This is a genomic window from Aquimarina mytili, assembly GCF_016735115.1.
GTDB classification, from domain to species: Bacteria; Bacteroidota; Bacteroidia; order Flavobacteriales; family Flavobacteriaceae; genus Aquimarina; species Aquimarina mytili.
The window spans coordinates 207,062-230,305 of sequence record NZ_JAERQJ010000003.1 but is presented as its reverse complement, the minus strand read 5'-3'; the positions used below and the strand labels follow the sequence as shown (position 1 = coordinate 230,305).

Annotated in this window: 20 protein-coding genes and 1 riboswitch; of the genes, 9 read left to right on the top strand and 11 right to left on the bottom strand. The window is 33.1% G+C overall.

Features of this window, described 5'->3' with window-relative positions:
* Positions 1-3: 3 nt before the first annotated feature.
* The 4 genes from JJQ60_RS08365 to JJQ60_RS08350 form a co-directional block, all read right to left on the bottom strand.
* On the bottom strand, positions 4-1,278 hold the full coding sequence (locus JJQ60_RS08365; protein WP_201918605.1) for a metal-dependent hydrolase family protein: 1,275 nt from the start codon (positions 1,276-1,278) through the stop codon (positions 4-6).
* A gap of 102 nt (positions 1,279-1,380) precedes the next feature.
* Positions 1,381-4,287 (bottom strand): DEAD/DEAH box helicase, encoded by a 2,907-nt coding sequence (locus tag JJQ60_RS08360; RefSeq protein ID WP_201918603.1) that lies wholly within the window; start codon positions 4,285-4,287, stop codon positions 1,381-1,383.
* Positions 4,288-4,407: 120 nt separating this feature from the next.
* Positions 4,408-5,577: a DegT/DnrJ/EryC1/StrS family aminotransferase gene (locus tag JJQ60_RS08355; RefSeq protein ID WP_201918601.1), complete on the bottom strand. Its 1,170-nt coding sequence runs from the start codon at positions 5,575-5,577 to the stop codon at positions 4,408-4,410.
* A 180-nt stretch (positions 5,578-5,757) separates the two neighbouring features.
* Positions 5,758-7,560, bottom strand: a complete 1,803-nt coding sequence (locus JJQ60_RS08350) for a T9SS type A sorting domain-containing protein (protein WP_201918599.1) — start codon at positions 7,558-7,560, stop codon at positions 5,758-5,760.
* A 186-nt stretch (positions 7,561-7,746) separates the two neighbouring features.
* On the opposite strand from JJQ60_RS08350, the gene JJQ60_RS08345 reads away from it, so the two are divergent.
* Positions 7,747-9,006 (top strand): 3-deoxy-D-manno-octulosonic acid transferase, encoded by a 1,260-nt coding sequence (locus JJQ60_RS08345; protein WP_201918597.1) that lies wholly within the window; start codon positions 7,747-7,749, stop codon positions 9,004-9,006.
* Positions 9,007-9,017: 11 nt separating this feature from the next.
* Here JJQ60_RS08345 and JJQ60_RS08340 read toward each other — a convergent pair whose 3' ends face one another.
* Together JJQ60_RS08340 and JJQ60_RS08335 are read right to left on the bottom strand one after the other, a co-directional pair.
* The gene (locus tag JJQ60_RS08340) at positions 9,018-9,674 is read right to left on the bottom strand and encodes a DUF2461 domain-containing protein (protein WP_201918595.1); all 657 of its coding nucleotides are present in this window, start codon (positions 9,672-9,674) and stop codon (positions 9,018-9,020) included.
* Between the two features lie 27 nt (positions 9,675-9,701).
* Positions 9,702-10,316 carry a deoxynucleoside kinase gene (locus tag JJQ60_RS08335; protein ID WP_201918593.1) on the bottom strand — a complete coding sequence of 205 codons (615 nt, stop codon included), beginning with the start codon at positions 10,314-10,316 and terminating at the stop codon, positions 9,702-9,704.
* Positions 10,317-10,649: 333 nt separating this feature from the next.
* On the opposite strand from JJQ60_RS08335, the gene JJQ60_RS08330 reads away from it, so the two are divergent.
* Positions 10,650-11,054, top strand: a complete 405-nt coding sequence (locus JJQ60_RS08330; RefSeq protein ID WP_236669070.1) for a DUF302 domain-containing protein — start codon at positions 10,650-10,652, stop codon at positions 11,052-11,054.
* A 12-nt stretch (positions 11,055-11,066) separates the two neighbouring features.
* Here JJQ60_RS08330 and JJQ60_RS08325 read toward each other — a convergent pair whose 3' ends face one another.
* Entirely contained in the window at positions 11,067-11,408 is a 342-nt protein-coding gene (locus JJQ60_RS08325) for a hypothetical protein (RefSeq protein ID WP_201918589.1), read from the bottom strand.
* 123 nt (positions 11,409-11,531) lie between these two features.
* Positions 11,532-11,909 (bottom strand): DoxX family protein, encoded by a 378-nt coding sequence (locus JJQ60_RS08320; protein WP_201918587.1) that lies wholly within the window; start codon positions 11,907-11,909, stop codon positions 11,532-11,534.
* 298 nt (positions 11,910-12,207) lie between these two features.
* Between JJQ60_RS08320 and JJQ60_RS08315 the strand changes: the two genes are divergently transcribed.
* Entirely contained in the window at positions 12,208-13,380 is a 1,173-nt protein-coding gene (locus tag JJQ60_RS08315; protein ID WP_201918586.1) for a heparan-alpha-glucosaminide N-acetyltransferase domain-containing protein, read from the top strand.
* Between the two features lie 102 nt (positions 13,381-13,482).
* Positions 13,483-13,905 carry a DoxX family protein gene (locus JJQ60_RS08310; RefSeq protein ID WP_201918584.1) on the top strand — a complete coding sequence of 141 codons (423 nt, stop codon included), beginning with the start codon at positions 13,483-13,485 and terminating at the stop codon, positions 13,903-13,905.
* A gap of 27 nt (positions 13,906-13,932) precedes the next feature.
* Here the strand turns inward: JJQ60_RS08310 and JJQ60_RS08305 are convergent, their stop codons facing one another.
* From JJQ60_RS08305 to metK, 3 genes are all read right to left on the bottom strand, one after another.
* A complete protein-coding gene (locus tag JJQ60_RS08305; RefSeq protein ID WP_201918581.1) occupies positions 13,933-14,229 on the bottom strand; it encodes a hypothetical protein in 297 nt (98 codons plus the stop codon).
* Between the two features lie 186 nt (positions 14,230-14,415).
* Entirely contained in the window at positions 14,416-14,781 is a 366-nt protein-coding gene (locus JJQ60_RS08300) for a hypothetical protein (RefSeq protein ID WP_201918579.1), read from the bottom strand.
* A gap of 221 nt (positions 14,782-15,002) precedes the next feature.
* A complete protein-coding gene (gene metK / locus JJQ60_RS08295) occupies positions 15,003-16,259 on the bottom strand; it encodes a methionine adenosyltransferase (protein WP_201918577.1) in 1,257 nt (418 codons plus the stop codon).
* A 325-nt stretch (positions 16,260-16,584) separates the two neighbouring features.
* A riboswitch (SAM riboswitch) is annotated at positions 16,585-16,694 on the top strand.
* A gap of 123 nt (positions 16,695-16,817) precedes the next feature.
* On the opposite strand from metK, the gene JJQ60_RS08290 reads away from it, so the two are divergent.
* The 5 genes from JJQ60_RS08290 (at position 16,818) to JJQ60_RS08275 (ending at position 23,244) form a co-directional block, all read left to right on the top strand.
* On the top strand, positions 16,818-18,104 hold the full coding sequence (locus JJQ60_RS08290) for an O-acetylhomoserine aminocarboxypropyltransferase/cysteine synthase family protein (RefSeq protein WP_201918574.1): 1,287 nt from the start codon (positions 16,818-16,820) through the stop codon (positions 18,102-18,104).
* Positions 18,105-18,124: 20 nt separating this feature from the next.
* Positions 18,125-19,087 carry an alpha/beta fold hydrolase gene (locus JJQ60_RS22010; protein ID WP_236669069.1) on the top strand — a complete coding sequence of 321 codons (963 nt, stop codon included), beginning with the start codon at positions 18,125-18,127 and terminating at the stop codon, positions 19,085-19,087.
* Between the two features lie 12 nt (positions 19,088-19,099).
* Positions 19,100-21,520 (top strand): bifunctional aspartate kinase/homoserine dehydrogenase I, encoded by a 2,421-nt coding sequence (gene thrA / locus JJQ60_RS08285; protein WP_236669068.1) that lies wholly within the window; start codon positions 19,100-19,102, stop codon positions 21,518-21,520.
* Positions 21,521-21,643: 123 nt separating this feature from the next.
* A complete protein-coding gene (locus JJQ60_RS08280; RefSeq protein ID WP_201918572.1) occupies positions 21,644-22,069 on the top strand; it encodes an OsmC family protein in 426 nt (141 codons plus the stop codon).
* Positions 22,066-23,244 (top strand): trans-sulfuration enzyme family protein, encoded by a 1,179-nt coding sequence (locus tag JJQ60_RS08275; RefSeq protein ID WP_201918570.1) that lies wholly within the window; start codon positions 22,066-22,068, stop codon positions 23,242-23,244. The genes JJQ60_RS08280 and JJQ60_RS08275 overlap by 4 nt, the downstream gene beginning before the upstream one ends.

Here is a 23,244-nt window from a genome sequence, read left to right as displayed (position 1 = left end):
TTATTATTTTTTATACACTTTACCTTCTTTCATTACAAAAACCACATTTTCCATAGTATTAATTTTTTGAGTAGGATCATCATTAACCGCAATGATGTCGGCAAAAAAACCGGGAGCAATTTGCCCTATTTGATCTTGCATGTTCAGAATTTTGGCATTGATGATGGTAGCACTTTGCAGAGTAACCATTGCGGGCATACCAGCTTCTACCATGAATCCAAATTCTTTTCCATTCTGTCCGTGTTTAAATACTCCAGCATCGGTTCCAAAAGCTATACTTACACCACGATCATATGCTTTTTTAAGCGTATTCTGGATTTTAGGGCCAATTTCTAACGCTTTAGGTACAATAATAGCAGGATAATAATTTTTGATTGCTGCTTTTTCGGTTACTTCTTTTCCTGCAGTTATGGTAGGAACAAGATAGGCATGATGTTGTTTCATTAAATCCATTGTTTTTTCACTCATAAGAGTACCGTGCTCAATGGTTTTAACTCCTCCCAGAATGGCTCGTTGCATTCCTTCATCTCCATGGGCATGAGCAGCCACATGAAAGCCATAATCCTTTGCTGTCTCACAAATCGCTTTGATCTCTTCAACAGTAAATTGTGGGTTAGAGCTACTTTTGGCTACACTTAGTACTCCTCCGGTTGCCGTAATTTTAATTAGATCGGCCCCATTTTTATATCGCTGGCGTACTGCTTTTTTGGCATCTTCTACACTATTTACTACTCCATCTTTTGGTCCTGGATCTCCAATTAGGGATCTTTTGCTTCCATTTGTAGGATCTCCATGTCCACCAGTACTTGATATTATCTTTCCGGCAGTAAATACTCTAGGTCCTTTGATTTTTTCTTGTGCAATTGCTTTTTTTAATGAAATATTGACGCCACTACCGCCTAAATCTCTTACCGTAGTAAAACCGGCCATCAAGGTTTTTTCGGCAAAACGAACAGAGTTATAGGCAAGGTCAGCTTCACTATCTGTATATTTTTGGAGATAGGCTTTAGGGTTGGTTTCTCCTTCTAGGTGGACATGCATATCGATCAAGCCTGGCATCACTGTTTTGTTTTTAAGATCAATTGTGGTATCGTCTTTTTTTCCAGAGATGTAACCGCTTTCTATTTTACTAATTTTATTACCAGAAATGATTATGGTTTTTTCTGTAAGTACTTTTCCTGTTTTAGTATCTATTAAGTTACCGCAATGAATGTATGTGTCTTGAGCAAAAAGGAAGAGGCTTGTTAATGAAAACAACAGCGTATAGAAATATTTCATAATAGATGATTTGTGAAAGTGAACTGATTTAGGCTAAATATAGAGCAATTGGGTGAGTTAACAAAACCATTTCTTGTGTTCAATTTGTAGAATAAATAGCACTTAATTAAGTAATGTAGCCAAGTCTTGTTCTATATAATCTGGCATTGTGTTGATGTCGATTATTTCGTCTGATAATCCTTTTTTCTTTTCTTGTAATTGAATAATCTTTTCTTCAATACTGTTTTTGGTAATAAATCGTGTAACCATTACCTTATTGGTTTGCCCGATACGATGTGATCTGGCTATGGCTTGTTTTTCGATAAAAGGGTTCCACCAGGGATCTAGTATGACTACATATGATGCTTTTGTAAGGTTAAGTCCTACACCTCCAGCTTTTAAAGAGATAAAAAATAAAGGAATTTGATCATTGTTCTGAAATTCGTTTACGATTTTTTCCCGATCTGTGGCTTTTGTTTGCCCTGTTAAGGTTACATAGGGTATATTTTGGATTGTACACCATGTTTCATATATATTAAGATGAGAAACGAAAGAACTAAAGATGAGTACTTTTTTGTTTGACTTCACCAATGTATGCAGATGATTTGTTACGTCTTCGAATTTACCTGATTGATCTGTTGTGTCTGTATTAATAAGTTTAGGGTGATTTGCCAATTGCCGAAGCTTGGTTAGTGTATTGATGATATGGATTTTGGTAGCCTCTTTAGAATCAATACCTAATAATAAATTTCGTGCTGCAGATTTTTGGGATTCATATTGTTTTTGTTGCTCGCTAAGCATTTCAGTATAAATAATTTGTTCTGATAACTCAGGCAAATCTTTGGCTACTTGTTCTTTTGTTCTTCTTAGAATGAAAGGATCAATTAAGGTTCGCAGCTCTTTAATACGTTCTTGATTTTGGTTTTTTTCTATTGGAATTTTAAAGTGATCTTTAAAAAAAGCATAACTACCCAGCATACCTGGGTTGATAAATTCCATTTGTGACCATAGATCAGAGAGTGAGTTTTCTATAGGTGTACCACTTAATGAAATTTTATGGCTAGCCTGAATACTATTGATGGCCTTAAATATTTTAGACTCTTTATTTTTAATTTGCTGACTTTCATCAGTAATTAAGTAGGTGAAGTCTATTTTTCTTAATGTTTCGATGTCTTTTGAAACCGTAGTATAGGTACTTAGAATAATATCGTAAGTTTCTAAATACGGGATTAATTTCTTGCGATCCGGCCCTGTATATTTGGTAATATTAAGGTGCGGAGCAAATTTTAATATTTCTTGAGCCCAGTTAAAAACTAAAGAAGACGGAAGTACAATTAAAGTTTTAAGATACGTTTTAACCTCAAGTGGATCGCTAAACAAATCTAAATGTATGGTTTTTGCGGGTTCATTTGTTGGGGTGAGCCGTTCTTTTGCAAAAGCTAACATGGCTATCGTTTGTAATGTTTTTCCTAGTCCCATATCATCTGCAAGGCAAGCTCCTAATCCGTTGCTATAATGGTTGATCAGCCAATGTAAGCCTTCTTGTTGGTATGGGCGCAGCGTAGCTTTTAGTGTTGAAGGAACTTCATACTGTTCTTCTGTAGCCTTGTTAAATGCAATCTGTTGCGTTGGAACAACATTTTTAAGTATCGTGTAATTACTTTTTGCAATCCGTATAGTATCGTCAGCTGTTTTTCCAAAAGCCGTAAGTTTTTGGTATCGCGTCATCCATTCTTTAGGAATAATAAATACCTGCTCATCATTGATTGGGAAGAAGCGATTATTTTGTTTGATATGTGTTATAAACTTAGCAAAAGGTATTTCATGGTTTCCTATCGTAATAATACCTTTAATATCAAACCAATCCGTTTTTTGATGTGTGCTTATTTTAATGTCATATGGCAGTATACTCACAGTTTTTTCTTCAAAAACGGGCAATTTGATGATAAACCCATCTTTTTCGAGTTGTGATCGGTTTTGGATCAACCACCCAACAATTTGATATGGATCATCAGATGCAGGTTGCTGAGTTTCTAGCAATAAATTATTGTTAATCTGCAATCCTTTTGAAAGCAATTGATCAATGACTTCTTTCTCTACCTGTACATCCCTTTTTGTCTGAATAATTTTTATGTGATCATCATTTCCGAATTGAACGTTAGAAGCCGTAGTTTTTTTGCTGTGATATTCAAAAGTAGTATGATCATATTCGAAAATAACTTTTGCTACATAAATGTTCTGGATAAAATCCTGGACAATTTCAATTTGATACGATACTATATTTTGAAGTGTAATAATTTCAAAACCATGAGTAACAACATCAATGTTTTTAATAATGGGTATAATAACTTTTTCCAGATATGTTTTAAGATGTTTATTAGCGATCGTAATTTTTTCTTTGCTAAAAAATGGTTTTAACTTATTAGCATTTAAGTTTGCAATTTGATATAATTGTTTGTTTACAATAACCCATGACGGATCATTTAATAATATTTGTATATCATGATCCTTTGGGATTAGAACTTCGCTCTCATTCTTTATATAAAAAGCATAATCAATACCTTCTTCGATTTTGGTAAATTCGAGTAGGGGTTGAAGTTTACTATCTCCAATTGATATTTTATAATGTTTTATAGGGTCTTTTCTCTTAGCGTTAAAACTTATCTGATATTGATTGGTATGAAGTACCTTATAAAAAGTAGATAGTTTTCTGGTTATAAATCCAGATATAATCTCTTTAGTTTTTTGATCTTGTAATAACTTAGATAGATCTATGTTGTTCCTTTTTTTAGCAGGTTTAAATCGTTGCTCTAAAGAAACAATTTTTAGATCAGCACAGATTTGGATAAGCTGTTTATGAGCCGTTTCTAAATATGAGATGTTATAACTTTCTAAAGTTTGAGAAGTAGCTTGTTTTTCTATGTATCCTAGGGCATCATTCGTTTTACCAACAATATAAACTTCTGGTAAAGGTGGGATTTCAGAAAAGCCATGATCAAAAATATTATAGCAGATACAAAATGAATCCATTGTAGTAGGTAATGTATTAAGTAGGGGACATTTTTTAGTATTTTACATTCTTACACAGAAATTTCTGCATAAGAATGTAAAGCTAAAGTATAAAGTAAACCTGATACGACTTTGAAAAGTCTATTTGCTGACAAAGTTGATCACGGTTTTGGTAATAAAATCGATTTGTTCATCATCTAGCTCAGTGTGCATCGGTAATGAAATTACTTCTTTAATTAATTGATTAGTAACTGGAAAATCAGCTTCGTTATAGCGATCGTCCTGGTATGCTTTTTGACTATGTAGCGGGATCGGGTAGTAAACTCCGCATGGGATACTATTATCATTAAGATGCTGAACTAAATCATCTCGTTTGCCATTAGTGATTCTTAAAGTATATTGATGAAATACATGACAATTACAAGTGTCACAGATTGTATTATGATCTGTTCCACAACCATTTCCTTCAACTTTAGGTGTAATGATATGTTCAACACCTTCAAAAGCTTTACTATATTTTCTTGCTGCTGCTCTTCTGGCATTGTTATAGTTGTCCAGATTGGGCAATTTGGCCCTTAGGATGGTGGCTTGTATAGAGTCTAAACGCGAATTAACACCTACAACATCGTGGTGGTAGCGTTTATACATTCCGTGATTTACGATTCCTCTTATGGTATGTGCAAGATCATCATCATTGGTAAAAATTGCACCTCCATCACCATAACATCCTAAATTTTTTGAAGGAAAAAATGAGGTAGATGCTACATGACCTATAGCGCCAGTTTTAGTTACTTCACCAGTATCAAATTTATAGTTTGCGCCGATACCTTGTGCGTTATCTTCAATCACATACAAGTTATGCTCTTTAGCAATACTCATAATCTCATCCATATTGGCGCTCTGTCCAAATAAATGAACGGGTACAATTGCTTTTGTTTTTGGTGTAATTGCTTTTTTAATCGCCTCGGGATCTATATTAAAAGAATCAGGGTCAACATCTACTAATACCGGGGTTAATCTTAATAAAGCAATAACTTCTACCGTTGCGGCAAATGTAAAATCAGCAGTGATTACTTCATCACCAGGTTCTAGACCTAATCCCATCATTGCTATCTGTAATGCATCGGTACCATTAGCGCAAGGAATCACATGCTTTACGTCTAAGTAGTCTTCTAGTTCTTTTTGGAAGGCATGAACCTCAGGGCCATTAATAAAAGCTGTTGAATGTATAACATCAAGTACAGACGAATCTACTTGATCTTTGATTTGTTCGTATTGACCCTTAAGATCAACCATTTGTATTTTCTTCATGTATGCGTGTATTGTAACCTCACGAAAGTACAAAATATTGATGCTATTGCCAATGTTATAGCTGGTTTTGATAAATTTTTGTACGCTGAAGAATTTTGATAAAGCGAAGTATCTTAGGCAGGACGCTTTCTAAAATACTTCGCTTTAAGAAGGGAAACTAAATATTTATTGGTTTAAGAGTTATTTTTTTATAAACCTTAAGGTTTCAAATTTATTTGCTCTAATCAGGTATATGCCTTTGTCTAATGTTTTTATGTGATTAGAAATATCAAATTGAGATTTTTGATTTGTTTTTACGTTAAAATTTTGAATTTGTTTTCCTGTAATATCGTAGATATTAATAGTAAGATCTTTTGGTAATTGATAACCAGTGAACGATATTTTTGCTTCATTTTTAACGGCATTAGGTGTTATGGTCATAGATTTTTTCAAATTTCTACGCTGATCATTAATTTCAATACCATTCAAGTCTTTTTGAATATCTCCAACAACAAATCCAGAGATTAAAGATCTTTTAAAATTGTTTTTGCTTTCTGAATTTAAAAATAAGCTATATACACCTTCTTCTAAACTAGAAGTATCAAAGTAATAACTATCATTTTTATAGTCAAAAGTTACAATCCCTGGTGATTCTTCAAGTTTTTTGCCATCAAGAGTTGCGGTTCTCATAATTACACCTCTTACTTCGGTTTTGGTATCTAATATTTTAGTATTATCATTAGAAGAGATATCTACTTTCAATACTTGAGATTTGCCTTTTTGTATGTGCTCTAAAGACATTTTTATACCATTATTTTGTTTTATAAAAGCCGCAAATCGAGAATCACTCTTTAGCTTTAATTTGGTGTTAGTAATAGGAATGACAGTTTGATATTCTTTTTCTCTATGACTCTTTTGTCCATTAACCTTTTTATTAGCTTGATCAAAAATCTCGAACTGGGCATCTGGTTTTTCATGAATTATTTCGGCAATAGCATAAGAAGAGTTTTGATCTAATAAAATTTGTTCATATTCATTGTCAGAATGTATGATGTAATAATTGCTTTCAATCTTGGAGCTATTGCTACTTTTTTTGAAGGATACATTGCTTCTTAGAGTCGGATTTTCTATATACGATTTAATATAAGACCAGCTAAACTGCCCTAATCCGACATCTAAATGATCAAAGATTGCTCTTGAGTCATTTTTTGTAAATACATATTCTGCTCCTGGGCGCAAAGTACTGCTGTATGGAGCTACTCCATCATTAACTCCTTGTGCAGCAAATAAAATTCCACCAGTAAGTAAAAATGCAGGAGCAGCAATGGTAGATCCTTTATAAAATCCTGAAGCTCCAAGAATTACAAATTTTCCAGGTTCATTGTCTGGATGGTTATCTAAGATAGGACGAACAACATCTCTACAATAATATGTGGTGGATGTTCTTGCACCCTCATTTAAGCCTGTTAGCCTCCAGGCCCAATTAAGCCAGGGCATTTGTGAAATATCAGCTAAGTAAGTTCCCCAAAATGGTGTTCCCAGAGCAAAAGCTCGTTCAACTTTATCTCTTTTGCCGTACTGAAACATTGCTGCTTCTGAAGCTTTTCCACCATTACTATGGCCAACAAGATATACTTTAGGAACATTAAATTTTTCGGTTATAATATCTATAGATTCGGCAAGTAACTGTCCATTGATCCATATTCCTTTTCCTCTTGTGGTTGCTACAAAAACGGCTTGATACCCTTGATTGTAAGTGTCTTGATAAAAAGAGTTGTCAAATAAAAATTGACCTTGGTTGAGATCAATATATCCATGATTAAATACAATTACTTTTCCATTGTAGTTAGATGGTGTCACTCCATAATGAATTGTAGATTTGACCAACGGACCAATAAATAAAGGACTAAGCTTATCTGGTGTTGGAAGCTGAACTTCTAAAAAACTTTGTGAAAATAATAGCGCATAGGAAAAAAATGCAATTAAAGTAATTTTTAATTTCATAATTGATGAGTTTGTGTGTTAGTTGATGTTAAATTAATTATTTTTTAACAATAATTATAGATATTATTTAAATTTTAGATAAATAATTTGATGTATTATTAAATCAAGTAAGGTTTTTCTTTAAAAATTTCAGTATTGTATTACAATAAAGAGCTGTATTTTAGCAATTCATAAAAACCATCATTTTTGAGTATTTTATATAACTTCTTCATCTCAATATTTAACGGGATCCTGCCTATCATAGGATTGTTAACACCCAAGCTCAAATTATTTGTAAAGGGTAGAAAGGAAAGCTTTAGCATATTAGAAGAAAAAATATCTAAAAAAGACCGCGTTTTTTGGTTCCATTGTGCGTCTTTGGGAGAATATGAACAGGGTGTTCCGGTTATGGAAGCTTTAAAAAAGAAATATCCTTCTCATAAATTATTAGTTACCTTTTTCTCACCATCGGGATACGAAGCAAAGAAAAAAAGCACACTTGCAGATGTCATTGTGTATTTGCCTATGGACACCCAATTGAATGCAATCAAATTTATTAAACATGTACATCCTGAACTTGCTGTATTTGTAAAATATGAGTTTTGGCCTAATTATTTAAAAGCTTTGCAGGCTAAAGATATTCCAGCAGTATTTATATCCACTACGTTTAGAGAAAACCAGGTGTTTTTTAAATGGTACGGAGGGTTTATGCGAAAAGCTTTAAAGACCATAGATTACTTTTTTGTTCAAGATACAATCTCAATGGGCCTGATCAAGAATCTGGGTTTTGAAAATGTTACTTTAAGTGGTGACACTCGTTTTGATAGGGTTAGTCACCAAATTGAAATGGATAATCATGTAGATTTTATTTCTGAATTTATTAATAATAGACTTTGTATTGTAATAGGTAGCTCGTGGCCGGAAGATGAAGCTGTCTTTGTTGATTTTGTCAATCAAGCATCAGATGCAGTTTGTTTTATTATCGCACCACATGAGATTAAGGATGCTTCGGTAAATGCCCTCAAACAGAAAATTAAGAAGAGTACCGTTTTGTATTCTGAAAAAGATAGGAGAGACCTATCAGAATGTCAAGTGTTTATAATGAATACTATTGGGTACTTATCACGAGTATATAGTTACGGGGATATTGCATATGTTGGTGGAGCAATGGGAACAGGAGGTTTGCATAACATTTTGGAGCCTGCTACGTTTGGTATTCCTATTGTTATAGGCAAGAATTTTGATAAATTTAGAGAAGCAAAGCAGCTTCAGAAATTAGCTGGATTGTTTTCTGTATCTAAGGCAGAAGAATTTTCTAAGATTATTAATAAACTTATTGATGATAAAAAATTTAGAGAAAAAACTGGAATGATAGCTGGGCATTTCATAAATAGTAATACTGGGGCAACAAATATGATTGTTGCGTATTTGGAAACTAAAATTACAGAAATTTCAAATCAAGAATGAGTACCTCAAAATTAAACGGTCACGGCTTGACGTAGATATTTTCTAAAAGGAAGCATTTCTTTATACACCATAATCACTCTGTCTGTAAAATCTTCTTTAAGAACGTCTTCAGTTTTTAACTCATGTACAACAGCAAAAGTTCGATGTCGCAGTAGGTCTATATGTTCATGACCCTTGTTATACCCTTTAGGTGCAGATTTCAACATATCGTTATCAGGGTATAAACTTCCAAAGGTATTTTTAAAACTCTTTTTGTTTAAAATCTTTACAAGATCTTCACCGTTATAATCAATAGCTTCTCGAATACTATTTAATATTTTGTTTTCTGGTTTCCAATATCCACCGGCTAATAAGCATTCTGATATACCAATATGGATATAAAAATCACCTTGCTTAGTCTTTTGATCTAACCCTGCGCCAAAATGATCCTTATATACGGGTTTATTTGGATGAAAAAGAAGATTATTATTGATACGATTGATTCCTTTTTTTCCAGGAGTAGGGTAATATTCAGGATCTATTGCAGCTAGTTTGGTGTCTAAATCATCCAACCATTGGATAAATGAATTTCTTACAGCTTGATAACGCTTTCTATTTGCATCCATCCACTCTTTATGATTGTTGTTTTGTAAATCATTTAGAAATTGAAATAACGCTTCGAAATCCATATAATTTTAAATAGGAATTAAGTATGCCTAGAATAGGCCGTTAAGTTCTGCATCAATACGATTAATAATATTTCCTAAATCTTCAGGATTATCAACAAAGTTAAGATTATCAACATCTACAATTAGCAGGTTTCCTTTGTCATAGTCATGAGCCCAGGCTTCATAACGTTCATTTAATCTACTTAAATAGTCTATACTAATTGTATTTTCGTAATCTCGACCTCGTTTATGAATTTGAGCAACCAAATTGGGTATGCTACTTCTAAGATAAATTAATAAATCTGGCCCTTCTACGACATCCTCCATTAGATCGAAAAGCGATTTGTAGTTTTCAAAATCACGATTGGTCATCAATCCCATTGCATGTAGGTTCGGAGCAAAAATATAGGCATCCTCATATATTGTTCGATCTTGTATGATGTCTTTTCCACTTTCACGAATATCCAAAATTTGTCTAAAACGGCTATTCAAGAAATAAATCTGAAGATTAAAAGACCATCGCTCCATTTTGTTATAGAAATCCTCTAGATACGGATTTTCCAATACATCTTCAAAATGAGCTTCCCATTTGTAATGTTTAGCAAGTAATCGGGTCAATGTAGTTTTTCCGGCACCGATATTTCCAGCTATTGCTATATGCATATTCGATTGTTTTTCTTTGGGGGAAAATTAAAGTTCGGCTGTAAATATAGTGGATTTTATGAGTAACTAGAAAAGGATGGATAAGAATTTAATAAAGACATTTGTTTTCAAAGCTTTTCTTAATGTTGATTGTATCATGAATATGTTAAAAATAAACATATAAAGATAATATTTGTAATTATGGTAGGTAGCATAACGACTATACAGTTATACTAAAAAGGTATGAAGATGAGGATAATATTCATAGTACCATTTCTATTCCTGATTACATCTTGTAATTCTGATCAAAAGGGTGTATCACATAAAAAACAAATAAATTTAAAACAAAAAAATATGGATAATCAAGGCGTGATTACTAAGGTGAGTTCTAAAAACTTTGAAGATACTTATAGTACTTTAGTGAACGTTATAACAAATAACCCTAATTTAAAGATTGTAGCAGAGCTCGACCATCAAGCTAATGCTGCATCAGTTGGATTAAAATTAAACCCTACAAGAATTATCATGTTTGGTAATCCTAATTTGGGTACTCCATTAATGCAAAACTCACAAACAACGGGATTAGATTTGCCTCAAAAAATATTAGTATGGCAAGACGATCAAGGCGAGGTAAAGGTATCCTATAATAATCCCATTTACGTACAAGATCGGCATAACATAGTAGGGCAGGTGGATGTACTTAAAAAGATCGGTGGTGCTTTAGACGGTCTCACAAATAAGGCTATTGGTGACTTTTAATATGTGTATGCTTTAATTTTGAAGTTTAACCTTTATAGGTCCACCACTGGATATATAACTTCCTCCGATTTCATCAATATTTATATCTAATTCATCTCTAGTACTTATTGCATTAAGATCTACTTTTAGTTTATCATAAGTGTCAATATTTTTAATATTTACATCAATTTCATCTGTATTGCTTAGTCGTACAGTTATGGATCCATCGCTATTAACAGGTATAATACCATAATTAATAGCAGATGTAGTATTAGCATGTGCTTTTGGGATAATTTCTAGATCTCTTATTACAATGATAACAAGGCATATCGCAATAATGGTAAAGATAAACTTAGTATACTTGTCAGTTTTCATATGGTAAGATTTTATATTTACATAAAGATACCAATAAAGGTGCCAAAATCAACAGTATCTTACCGAGTGTAACCATAAAAGGTGTCTATGAGACACCTTTTATGGTATTTGGTATAAATAGTATTATGCTTTGAGCAGTTCTTTGTATTTATCTTTATAGATGTATAACATAAGGATGTTTAATGCCAAAAACCCTACACCAATATACCAATGTTTTGAGTCCAACTTAATATGATATAAAAAGGCATTGACAGATACACTCATTAGTATCACCATCATTAATGGAGCAAATCTGTTTGCTAAAAGTGCAATTCCGGCGCAAATTTCTACTATAGCTACTAACATCATGGTTTTTGAAGAAACTAAAGCTCTTAAAAAACTTGAAGCAATTTTTGTAGAAGGTGCAGGAGGGTCCATAAAATAAAATAATTTGTTGCATCCAAAGAATAGAATGGCTAAGCCGAAGACTATCTTAATTCCCAAGATTACTTTTGCATTCATAGTGATTGAAATTTTTGGTTATTCGTACTAATACGTAACGTAACAACCTTTGTTAAATTGCCGATATCAAAATGAGTCACTGTGTATTTTACGGAGTAAAAGCGGTTTAAAAGTAGTGATAGTCTAAGTTCCGGTAATTTGTTATACCGTAAAATCCTACATATTTTTAGGTTTTAGATGTATAAATATCTAATAATCAGTATAAAAACAAATAAAAAAGTTAGTTTTGCAGCTTTTTAAAGCAATAATGAACCTCAAAACTCGTTTTTGGGGCAATAACTAACCAAAGACCTCAATAATGACTAAACCAAGTAGTCGATTGCATTTTCTTGATGCAATTCGTGCTTTTGCGATCGTAATGATGCTTCAGGGCCATTTTGTACATGCTCTTTTAGGAGATTCGTACCGCGACCGTGATAATATCATTTATAATATCTGGGAATATTTTAGAGGAATGACTGCCCCTACGTTCTTTACTATCACCGGGTTTATTTTTACCTATTTGCTCTTAAAACAAAAATCCAAAGGTTTGGATAATCCAAGGGTTTTAAAAGGAATAAAAAGGGCGATAAAAGTTATTTTTTGGGGGTATTTGCTTCGATTGAGTTTTTATGCTGTTTTTACAGGAACCGTAAACCCATCATTTTTTTATGTTGATGTATTGCAGTGTATAGGAACATCATTATTGTTGTTGATAGGGGTATATCTTATTTTGTACAAATATAATGAAGTACTATTTCAAAATGCTATGCTTGTTATCGGTGTTGTTGTTTTTCTTTTGCAACCAGTGTATGGTACATGTATACTAGAATTTTTACCAAAAACTTTAGCGAATTATTTTACAAGTAGCAATGGATCAATTTTTACACTGTTTCCGTGGTTTGGTTATGTAAGTTTTGGAAGCTTTATGGCTACATTGTTTTTGAAATACGGCAAGCGTAAATTGTTTTACTCTTATGCTACGGTGGGTCTTTTATCGATAGGGGCCTTGTTAATATTTGCTTCTTCAAGTGTATTAATGCTGTTGTACAATTTAACCAATATTGGAGTTTTTAAATCTGTAGCATATAATAACTTTTTATTCATACGTTTAGGAAATGTGAGTGTGCTTTTTGCTGTTTTCATGATACTGAAAAATCACTTGTCTAATCCAATTATAACTAAAATAGGAGGGAAGACCTTATCTATATATATTATTCATTTTTTTATCCTCTACGGAAGTTGGTTTGGTTTAGGTTTGAATAAGTTTTTCTATCGTGATTTAACACCTGTACAAACCGTAATAGGTGCGCTGTCATTTGTAGTTGGAATATGTGCTCTGGTGTTGTGTTATTATAAATATGAAGAAAAGTTAAAGCTTCAACTGCAGTTTTTGACAAAATTTATAAGTCAGAAAATAAAAATTTCTTTGTTTGAAGTTTTTACGGGAATCAAAAATAACCTAATTCAGCGGTATAAAAACATTCGATAAGTAAGAAAAGTAGAGTTTAGGATTTCTTATAAATGACAAATCTGTTTTTTATTCATTTAAAAATCAGTATCTTATAGTGGTCTAATCAATATTCGTTTTGTTATGCCAACTATAAAATCATTAAATAAATGGGCTAATGCGCATTCGTATTATCCGTTAGATTTATTAAGAATTGCTCTTGGGGTATTTTTGTTTATAAAAGGTATAAACTTTATAAGCAATAGTCAAATCCTTGTAGACTTGATAAAACCAGTACAAAATCTTGCTGGTGGTATGATTGTGATTCATTATGTAGCTCCTGCACACCTTATCGGAGGTATACTTATAGCATTTGGGTTGTTGACCAGATGGTCAGTTGCAGCTCAACTTCCGCTATTGATTGGTGCAGTTCTCATTAATTTTATTGGAGAGATGAATGTGGCAAACCTTATTATTGCCAGTATAATTTTAGTACTATGTATTTTCTTTTTGTTTTATGGGTCAGGAAAACACTCTGTTGACTACTATCTTAAAATGCAACAATAAGAAAATAACTATTATTTCTTCTTGATATTACCAATCTGATAAACGTGTTTCATTTGTTTTTGAAGGTGCGTTTAGGTAAATAGTGTCTACAGTTTTAGACGTATGTATTAAGTTTTTATTGGTAGAAAACTTTTTCTTATTTCTTCGAATTTGTCGTTTTATTTTTCTCCACTTTTTTTCTTTTAAAAAAGATTTTTTTGGTTCTTTATTTGATATAATTTCGCTGTCAGGAGAAGTGTATAACGGATTGTCTAAAGTGCTTTGACCAATAGTCATAAACGATATCAAAAATGTTGCGAGGGTAAGAGAAGCTTTCAATTTCATTTTTCTTTTTTTTAGGATGAATACATCAGGATATACTGTTAAAACCAAATAAGGGTGTAACTATCTGATATACAATCACAAAGATACGATAGTTATTTTGATTTTGGTAGGGGGAAAACAATAGAAATCCATGGGGTTTTTTCCCCTAAAGAAAGTGCAAGTATATTGTTTTAGATGTTTACAATTTTACCAACCAGATAAACTAGATTCTCTGGTTGGTTTAGGGAGATCCATATAGACCGTGTCTATTATTTTAGAAGTATGAATTCCGTCTTGTAATTTTGAAATTCTCTTTTTATTTTTCTTAAGCTGATTTTTTATTTTTCTCCATTCTTTTTTGCTAAAGAACTGTTTGTCTTTACGAGAAATATTTTCAATTGGAGATTTAAATACAAGTCTATCTACCGTAGGAACTTCATCCGTGCTATATCGTTCTTCTTGAATTTGATCATCAATAGATTTAACTGAAGTTAAGTACCCCTTAAATTCTTGGCTAAATGAAGCTGAACAAACCCATAATAAAGAAAAAGTCATTAACAATTTTAATTTCATCGCCCTAAATTTACATTACCTTTTTACGTTCTAATACTTCACTTACATAAAAGTTTATGTGCTACTACAGTATAGTGAATAAGTAATAGTTTTTCAATTAATATCTAAATTGATTAATAGACAAATGTAGTGATATTCTTCCGGTTTATTAATACGGAAAAACCACATTTTTTTCGAGTGTTTTCATAAAATCGATAAAGAGCTATAAAACCGGATGTGTGTTATATGTTAAAGGCTTTTTTAACAGCGTCAACATAATCAAGTTTTTCCCATGTAAACAATTCTACTTCCTTTTCCATTTTACCAGAATATGGGCTTTCAAAAACTTTAGTAATTACCTTAGGTTCTTTGCCCATATGTCCATAAGCTGCAGTTTCCTGATAGATAGGATTACGTAGTTTAAGACGATTTTCTATAGCTGCTGGGCGCATATCAAAAATTTCACCTACTTTTTTGGCTATTTCACCATCAGTTAATCCTAAATTACTGCTTCCGTAAGTGTCAACAAAAATTGAAGTAGGTTCAACAACACCTATAGCATAAGATACCTGAACCAACACTTCGCTTGCCACTCCTGCAGCAACAAGGTTTTTTGCAATATGTCTAGATGCATATGCAGCAGATCTATCTACTTTGCTTGGGTCTTTTCCAGAAAATGCTCCCCCACCATGGGCTCCTTTTCCCCCATAAGTATCTACAATAATTTTTCTACCAGTAAGACCGGTATCTCCATGTGGTCCTCCGATTACGAATTTTCCTGTTGGGTTAATATGATATTCAATTTTATCATTAAATAATTGCTGAACATATTCTGGTAATTGAGCAATTACTCTTGGGATTAAAATAGAAATGATGTCATTTTTAATTTTTGTCAACATCACATCATCATTATCGTCAAAGTCATCATGTTGTGTGGATACAACAATGGCAACGATACGTTGTGGTACATTATCATCACTATATTCTATAGTAACCTGACTTTTAGAATCTGGGCGTAGATAAGGGATTTCTTTGCCTTCTCTTCTTAGTTTGGCCAATTCGATCAAGATTTTATGAGAAATATCAAGCGCTAATGGCATATAATTAGCAGTTTCTTTGGTGGCATATCCAAACATCATCCCTTGGTCACCAGCACCTTGCTCTTCTTTAGTCTCTCGATCAACTCCCTGATTAATATCTTGTGACTGTTCATGAATTAATGATATCACTCCACAAGAATCTCCACTAAATTGATAAGCGCCTTTGGTATATCCTATCTTATTGATTACTTCTCTGGCAATATGTTGTACATCCAAGTATGTTTTAGATTTTACTTCACCAGCTAAAACTACCTGACCGGTGGTAACTAAAGTTTCGCAGGCCACTTTTGAGTTTTCATCAAATGCTAAGAAATTATCTAGTAATGCGTCACTAATTTGATCTGCAACTTTGTCTGGGTGTCCTTCTGATACACTTTCAGAAGTAAATAAATATGCCATTCTCTTTTCTTTTGTTTTAAGTACTATTTGGGATAGGATTGCTATGCGAAGCTTTTGGTAAATAGTATATCAAGCGCTTTAGCATTTTTGATACTGTATCTCAGTATATTGGGTTGCAATCGGTCAAATCTATCCCTGAAAAATATTTCGGCAAAGGTAAAAAAAATGATAACATTCAAAAGGATTTAACACAGGATTAATTTTTCTTGATTTTAGAACCTTTTTAAAGCATTCTTTTTAGCGACAAAATATTTTTTTTGAAGAAAAATGATACAGTTTAAAAAATATTACTAGTTTTGCTTATAAGTTTCTTATACATATTAGTAAGTTATTAAGAAAGGTGGAGGGAATAGACCCGTTGAAACCTTAGCAACCCTTTAATTTTTTTAAAGAAGGTGCTAAATTCTATCCCAATGGTTTGGGAAAAGATAACTCGATGCAATTACTTTATCTCTTGTAATTGTTTTTCCTTTCTTTTTAATTTTCTATCACAAACATTCATTTTGAAGTTTGGTGTATTTGAATTTTATCAAATTATAAAATTTAAATTGGAAAATTATGAGCACACAAAAATTTGCTACTGAAGCTTTACATGCTGGTCATGATGTAACTATAAATGGAGGAACAAGGGCAGTTCCTATTTATCAAACAACATCATATGTTTTTGAAAATGCAGATCACGCTGCAAACTTGTTTAACCTTTCTGAGACGGGATTTATTTACACAAGATTAAATAATCCAACCAATGATATTTTAGAGCAACGTTTGGCAGCACTGGAAGGAGGAATAGCAGGAGTAGTTACAGCATCGGGAACTGCTGCAATTAATACAACATTGCTAACATTATTAAAAGCCGGAGATCATATCGTTGCTTCTAGTAGTTTGTATGGAGGGACATATAACCTTTTAAATGTTACTTTACCCAGATTTGGGATTACAACAACTTTTGTGGATCCATCTGATGCCAAAAATTTTAAAGAGGCAATACAAGAAAATACACGTGCATTTTTTGTTGAATCTTTAGGAAATCCAAAACTTGATGTATTGGATTTAAAAACAATTTCAAAAGAGGCTAAAGAATATAAAGTACCTTTAATAGTAGATAATACAGTGGCTACACCAGCATTGTTAAACCCAATCGATTATGGGGCTAATATTGTTATTCATTCTCTTACAAAATACATTAGCGGTAACGGAACATCTCTTGGGGGAGTTATCATAGATGCGGGAACTTTTGATTGGTCTAGTGGAAAATTCCCAGAATTTACTGAGCCTTCACCGGGATATCATGGACTGGTATATCACGAAGCATTGGGTCCTGCAGCGTTTATTGCAAAAGTACGAATTGAAGGATTAAGAGATCATGGAGCCGCTTTAAGTCCGTTTAACGCATTTCAAATTTTACAAGGGTTAGAAACCTTAGATATAAGAATTAAAAAGCACAGTGAAAACGCATTGGCATTAGCAAAATGGCTTCAAAAACAAAATGAAGTATCTTGGGTAAAATATCCTGGTCTTGAGAATGACCCGTATCATAAATTAGCGGTAGAGTATCTTCCAAAAGGACAAAGTGGTATTGTTACATTTGGAGTAAAAGGTGGTTTTGATTCTGCAAAAACAGTAGCGAACGAAACCAAAATATTCTCCTTATTGGCGAATATTGGGGATTCAAAATCTTTAATTATTCATCCTGCAAGCACAACACATCAACAACTAAACGAAGAACAGCAAAAATCTACTGGAGTAACTCAAGATCTGATAAGGATTTCTGTTGGTCTTGAAGATGTAGAGGATCTTAAAACGGATCTGAAAGCGGCTTTCGCTAAAATAAAACAAATCGCTTAAATAATTTTTGACTTCAATTCATGCTTCAAAAACTAGAGATCCTAAACTACAATACAACAAAAAATAAACGTATTGATAAGATTCCTTTAACCTATGAGGTTTTTGGCAAACCCTTGCATTCTGCACCTGTGGTATTAGTTAATCATGCTCTTACAGGTAACTCAACAGTATGTGGCGATCATGGTTGGTGGAATGGCTTAATAGGTGAAGGCAAGTGTATTGATACAAATGCGTATACCGTATTGTCATTTAATATTCCCGGAAATGGATACCATCGCAGTGATGAATATCTATACCATGATTATAAAATATTTAATGCCAGGGATATTGCGGCTATTTTTGCTGAAGGGTTAAGGCTAATGAATGTCGATTCGTTATATGCTGTTATAGGAGGATCTATAGGAGGTGGTATTGCATGGGAATTAGCAGCTCTTGAGCCAAAGCTAATTAAAAACTTAATTCCTATTGCTGCAGATTGGAAATCTACCGATTGGTTGAAAGCGAATTGTCTGGTACAAGAACAGATTTTACTCAATTCTAATAACCCTGTTCATGATGCAAGGCTTCATGCGATGTTAATATATAGATCTCCTGATTCATTTAAATTGAAATTTAATCGAACATATAATGTCGAAGAGGATGTATTTAATATTGAAAGTTGGTTATTGCATCATGGCAAAAAACTAGATGATAGATATACCTTGCCTGCGTACAAAGAATTAAATCACATACTTGCAAATATTGATATTGTTCATGAAAGAGATGGTTTTTTAGAAGTGATAAAAACTATCGAATCAAATATTTTCATCATAAGTGTAGATTCTGATATGTTTTTCACACTAACTGAAGATTTAATCACATTCGAAGAAATAAAAAAAATAAAACAAAATGTTGAACACAGGGTTATTAATTCCATACACGGGCATGATGCTTTTTTAATAGAATTTGAACAATTAAGTAGATTGTTAAAAGATGTTTTTTAAAAGAAAGTAATAATGAAGATTTTAAAATTTGGTGGCAAGTCGTTGGCTAATGGAAAAGGGATCAACACGGTGATTGACATAGTAGAAAATAGAGTCAAGAAGGGTGAAAAGATAACCGTTGTCTTATCTGCAAGAGGAAATTCTACTGATGAGTTGGAGGCAATTCTAAAAAAAGCATCTAAAAATGAAAATTATCAAGATCAGTTAGATGTCTTTAAAAAATATCAGTTAGAAGCTTTTGATAATGTTGATTTTACTGAAGAATTTGAAACTTTGGATAAGCTATTCTCGGGGGTTTCTTTGCTTGGAGATTATAGTAAAAGGATTAAAGATCTTGTTTTGTCACATGGAGAAGTTATTTCGGCAAAACTAGTAACTCAACTTTTACAAGAAAGAGGAATTGATGCTAATTTTACTGATAGTAGAACATTAATTATTACTGATGCGCAATTTGGGGATGCGCAACCGTTGGATAAGTTGTCTAAAGAGAATGTGATTAAACATTTTTCAAAGCATAATGGTTCTACGGTTAACGTTGTTACTGGTTTTATAGCGGCCAATACTAAAAATGAAACAACAACTTTAGGAAGAAATGGAAGTAACTATACTGCATCTTTATTAGCTAATTACCTGGAAGCAGAAGAATTGCAGAATTTTACACATGTGAATGGAATTTACACTGCAAATCCAGATTTAGTACCTGAAGCTAAAAAGATAGAGAAGCTATCTTTCAAAGAAGCTAATGAATTAGCATATTTTGGAGTTAATATTTTACATGCCAAAACTATTATTCCTTTAATTGAAAAAAACATTCCCTTAAGAGTATTAAATATATTTGATCATACTAATGAAGGAACACTAATTACTGCCGAAACAGGAGAGAAAGGTATCAAATCATTGTCCGTTCTAGAGCATGTGGCTTTAATTAATTTAGAAGGTAGAGGCCTTTTAGGTAGAGTAGGAGTCGATGCACGTATTTTTAGGGTTTTGGCGCATAAGAATATTAGTGTGAGTATAATTTCTCAGGGTTCTTCAGAACGAGGAATAGGATTAGTAGTTGACGTTTCAAAGGCAAAAGAGGCACAAGATACTCTTGAGAAAGAGTTTGAAGCAGATTTTCAAAAAAGAGATGTTAGTGCTATCACAATTGTAGAAAATGTTTCTGTGATTTCGATTATTGGTCAGGACCTTAGTACTTTTCATAAGCCTTATAATGCGCTGATCAAAAACCAGGTGATTCCTTTGTTGTTTAATAATACAGTAAGTGGCACAACAGTTAGCCTGGTAGTAAAAAAAGAGCAATTGCATAGGGCATTAAATGTAATTCATGGTGAGATCTTTGAAATTTCGAAGAAAGTAAATATTGCCGTTTTTGGGCATGGGCTTGTCGGTGGTACCTTGATTGATCAGATACTAAACTCGGTAAAACAAATTGAAAAACGAAAAAAAATAAAATTGAACATCTTTGCTGTAGCAAATTCTAGAAAAGTGCTTTTGAATAAAAATGGAATTGATGAGGATTGGAAGGGTAGAATTAATAGCCAAAGTGCTGATTATGTTATAGATGATGTTATAAAATATGCTGATGAAAATCACCTTGAAAATTTGATTGCTATTGATAATACAGCAAGCAAAATATTTACAAACAATTACATAGCCCTAGTAGAACATGGATTTGATTTGGTGTCTTCTAATAAAATTGCTAATACCCTAAGTTTTAAGTTTTACAAAGAATTAAGATCAAAACTTGAAAAAAATCAAAAACAATATTTATATGAAACAAATGTAGGAGCAGGTTTACCGTTAATAGACACCATCAAATTATTACATTTATCGGGAGAAAACATAACAAGAATTAAAGGTGTTTTTTCTGGATCACTAAGTTATTTGTTCAATACTTTTTCGGCTGGTGAAAAAGAATTTAGTGAAGTGTTAAGGGATGCTATAGATAAGGGATATACAGAACCAGATCCTAGAGAAGATTTATGTGGTAATGATGTAGCCAGAAAATTGTTGATTTTGGCAAGAGAGCTGGATTTAAAAAATGAACTTGAAGATATTAATATTCATAATTTAATTCCTAATGATTTAAGAAAAGGATCTGCTACACAGTTTTTGGATAGACTGCATGAATTAGATAAGGTATATCAAAACGTTAAAGATGAGCAAAAACCTAACCATGTATTACGTTATATTGGCGATCTTTGGGGCGATTTGTTTCAAGAAAAGGGAAATCTGGATGTGAAACTGGTTTCCGTTCCTCAAAATAGTGCGTTAGGACAAGTAAAAGGTTCCGACTCTATATTCGAGATTTATACAGAATCGTATGGGGATCAACCCATAGTGATTCAAGGAGCAGGAGCAGGAGCTGCTGTTACAGCAAGAGGAGTTTTTGGAGATGTGTTACGATTAGCAGATAAAGTGAATAATTAATGCGTTAGGGATTGAAACGGCATCCTTTTCTGTGTACTTCTAGCGGAGTCGAGAAGTGTACAGAAAAGATATAGTTGAAAGCCCGGCCTTGATCGAATCAAGGAAACGCCCAAATATATAACGATGAAAATAGAATTAAAAAGAATAGATAACGATTATCATTTTGAATTAAAAAATGAAAGAGGACATATTACACATATTGACAGTAAAGCCGAAGTGGGAGGTCATGATTTGGCCCCAAGTCCGATGGAATATGTTTTAATGGGAGTGGCGGGATGTAGTGCCATCGATGTGATTTCTATTCTAAAAAAACAGCGCCAGGTCATTACAGACTATAGAGCCGAAGTCGATGGATCCAGAGTAGAAGTTGATGGAGCAAAACCGTTTAAAGAAATTGATGTTACTGTGTATCTTGAAGGTGATATCGCATCTGAAAAAGCCAAAAGAGCAGCTCAATTATCGTTTGAAAAATACTGCTCTGTGTCTAAAACCTTAGAGCCTACGGCAGAAATAAGATATAAAGTAGTGGTTAATAATGAAGAAGTATGATTGAAGAGAATCAACATTTTGAAACACAGGCGGTAAGAACGCAGACAGATAAAACACAGTTTTTAGAGCATTCTACGCCCATGTATTTGACTTCGGGTTTTGTTTTTGAAGATGCAGAAGAGATGAGAGCGTCTTTTGCTGAAGAAAAAGAACGTAATTTATATAGCCGTTTTAGCAACCCGAATACCTCAGAATTTGTGGATAAAATCTGCAAGCTTGAAGGAGCAGAAGCTGGGTATGCATTTGCTACAGGAATGGCAGCCGTTTTTTCGACATTCGCGGCATTACTTAATTCGGGAGATCATATTGTTTCTGCTCGATCGGTGTTTGGTTCGACACATACGTTGTTTACCAAATATTTTCCGAAATGGAATATAGAAACAAGTTATTTTAAAATCAATGAGGTAGAAAAAGTTGAAAGTTTAATTCAACCCAATACAAAGGTTATTTATGCTGAATCTCCAACAAATCCTGGAGTGGATGTTTTGGATCTGGAATTGCTGGGTGAGATCGCTAAAAAGCATGGTATATTGCTAATCATTGATAACTGTTTTGCAACACCATATCTACAAAATCCTATCAAGTTTGGGGCAGATCTGGTTATTCATTCTGCTACAAAATTAATTGATGGACAAGGTAGAGTGCTAGGAGGGGTGACTGTAGGAAAGAAAGAATTAATTAGAGAAATTTATTTGTTTTCGCGTAATACGGGTCCGGCATTATCTCCTTTTAATGCTTGGGTGTTGTCAAAAAGTTTAGAAACTTTGGCTGTGCGTGTGGAAAAGCATTGTCAAAATGCGTTGCGACTAGCTACATTCTTAGAGGAGCATCCCAAAGTAAATTGGGTAAAATATCCATTTTTAAAATCGCATCCCAAACATGAAATCGCCAAGAAACAAATGAAACTTGGAGGTAATATTATTGCTTTTGAAGTAAAGGGTGGGATAAAAGCTGGACAGGTATTTTTTGATAGTTTGAAAATGTGTTCTCTTTCGGCCAACTTAGGAGATACAAGGACCATAGTTACACATCCGGCATCAACAACCCATAGCAAACTAGCAGTAGAAGATAAGTTAATTGTTGGTATTACTGATGGAATGGTACGTTGTTCTGTTGGATTAGAGCATATCGATGATATTATTGGTGATATTGATCAAGCTTTAGAGAAACTGTAA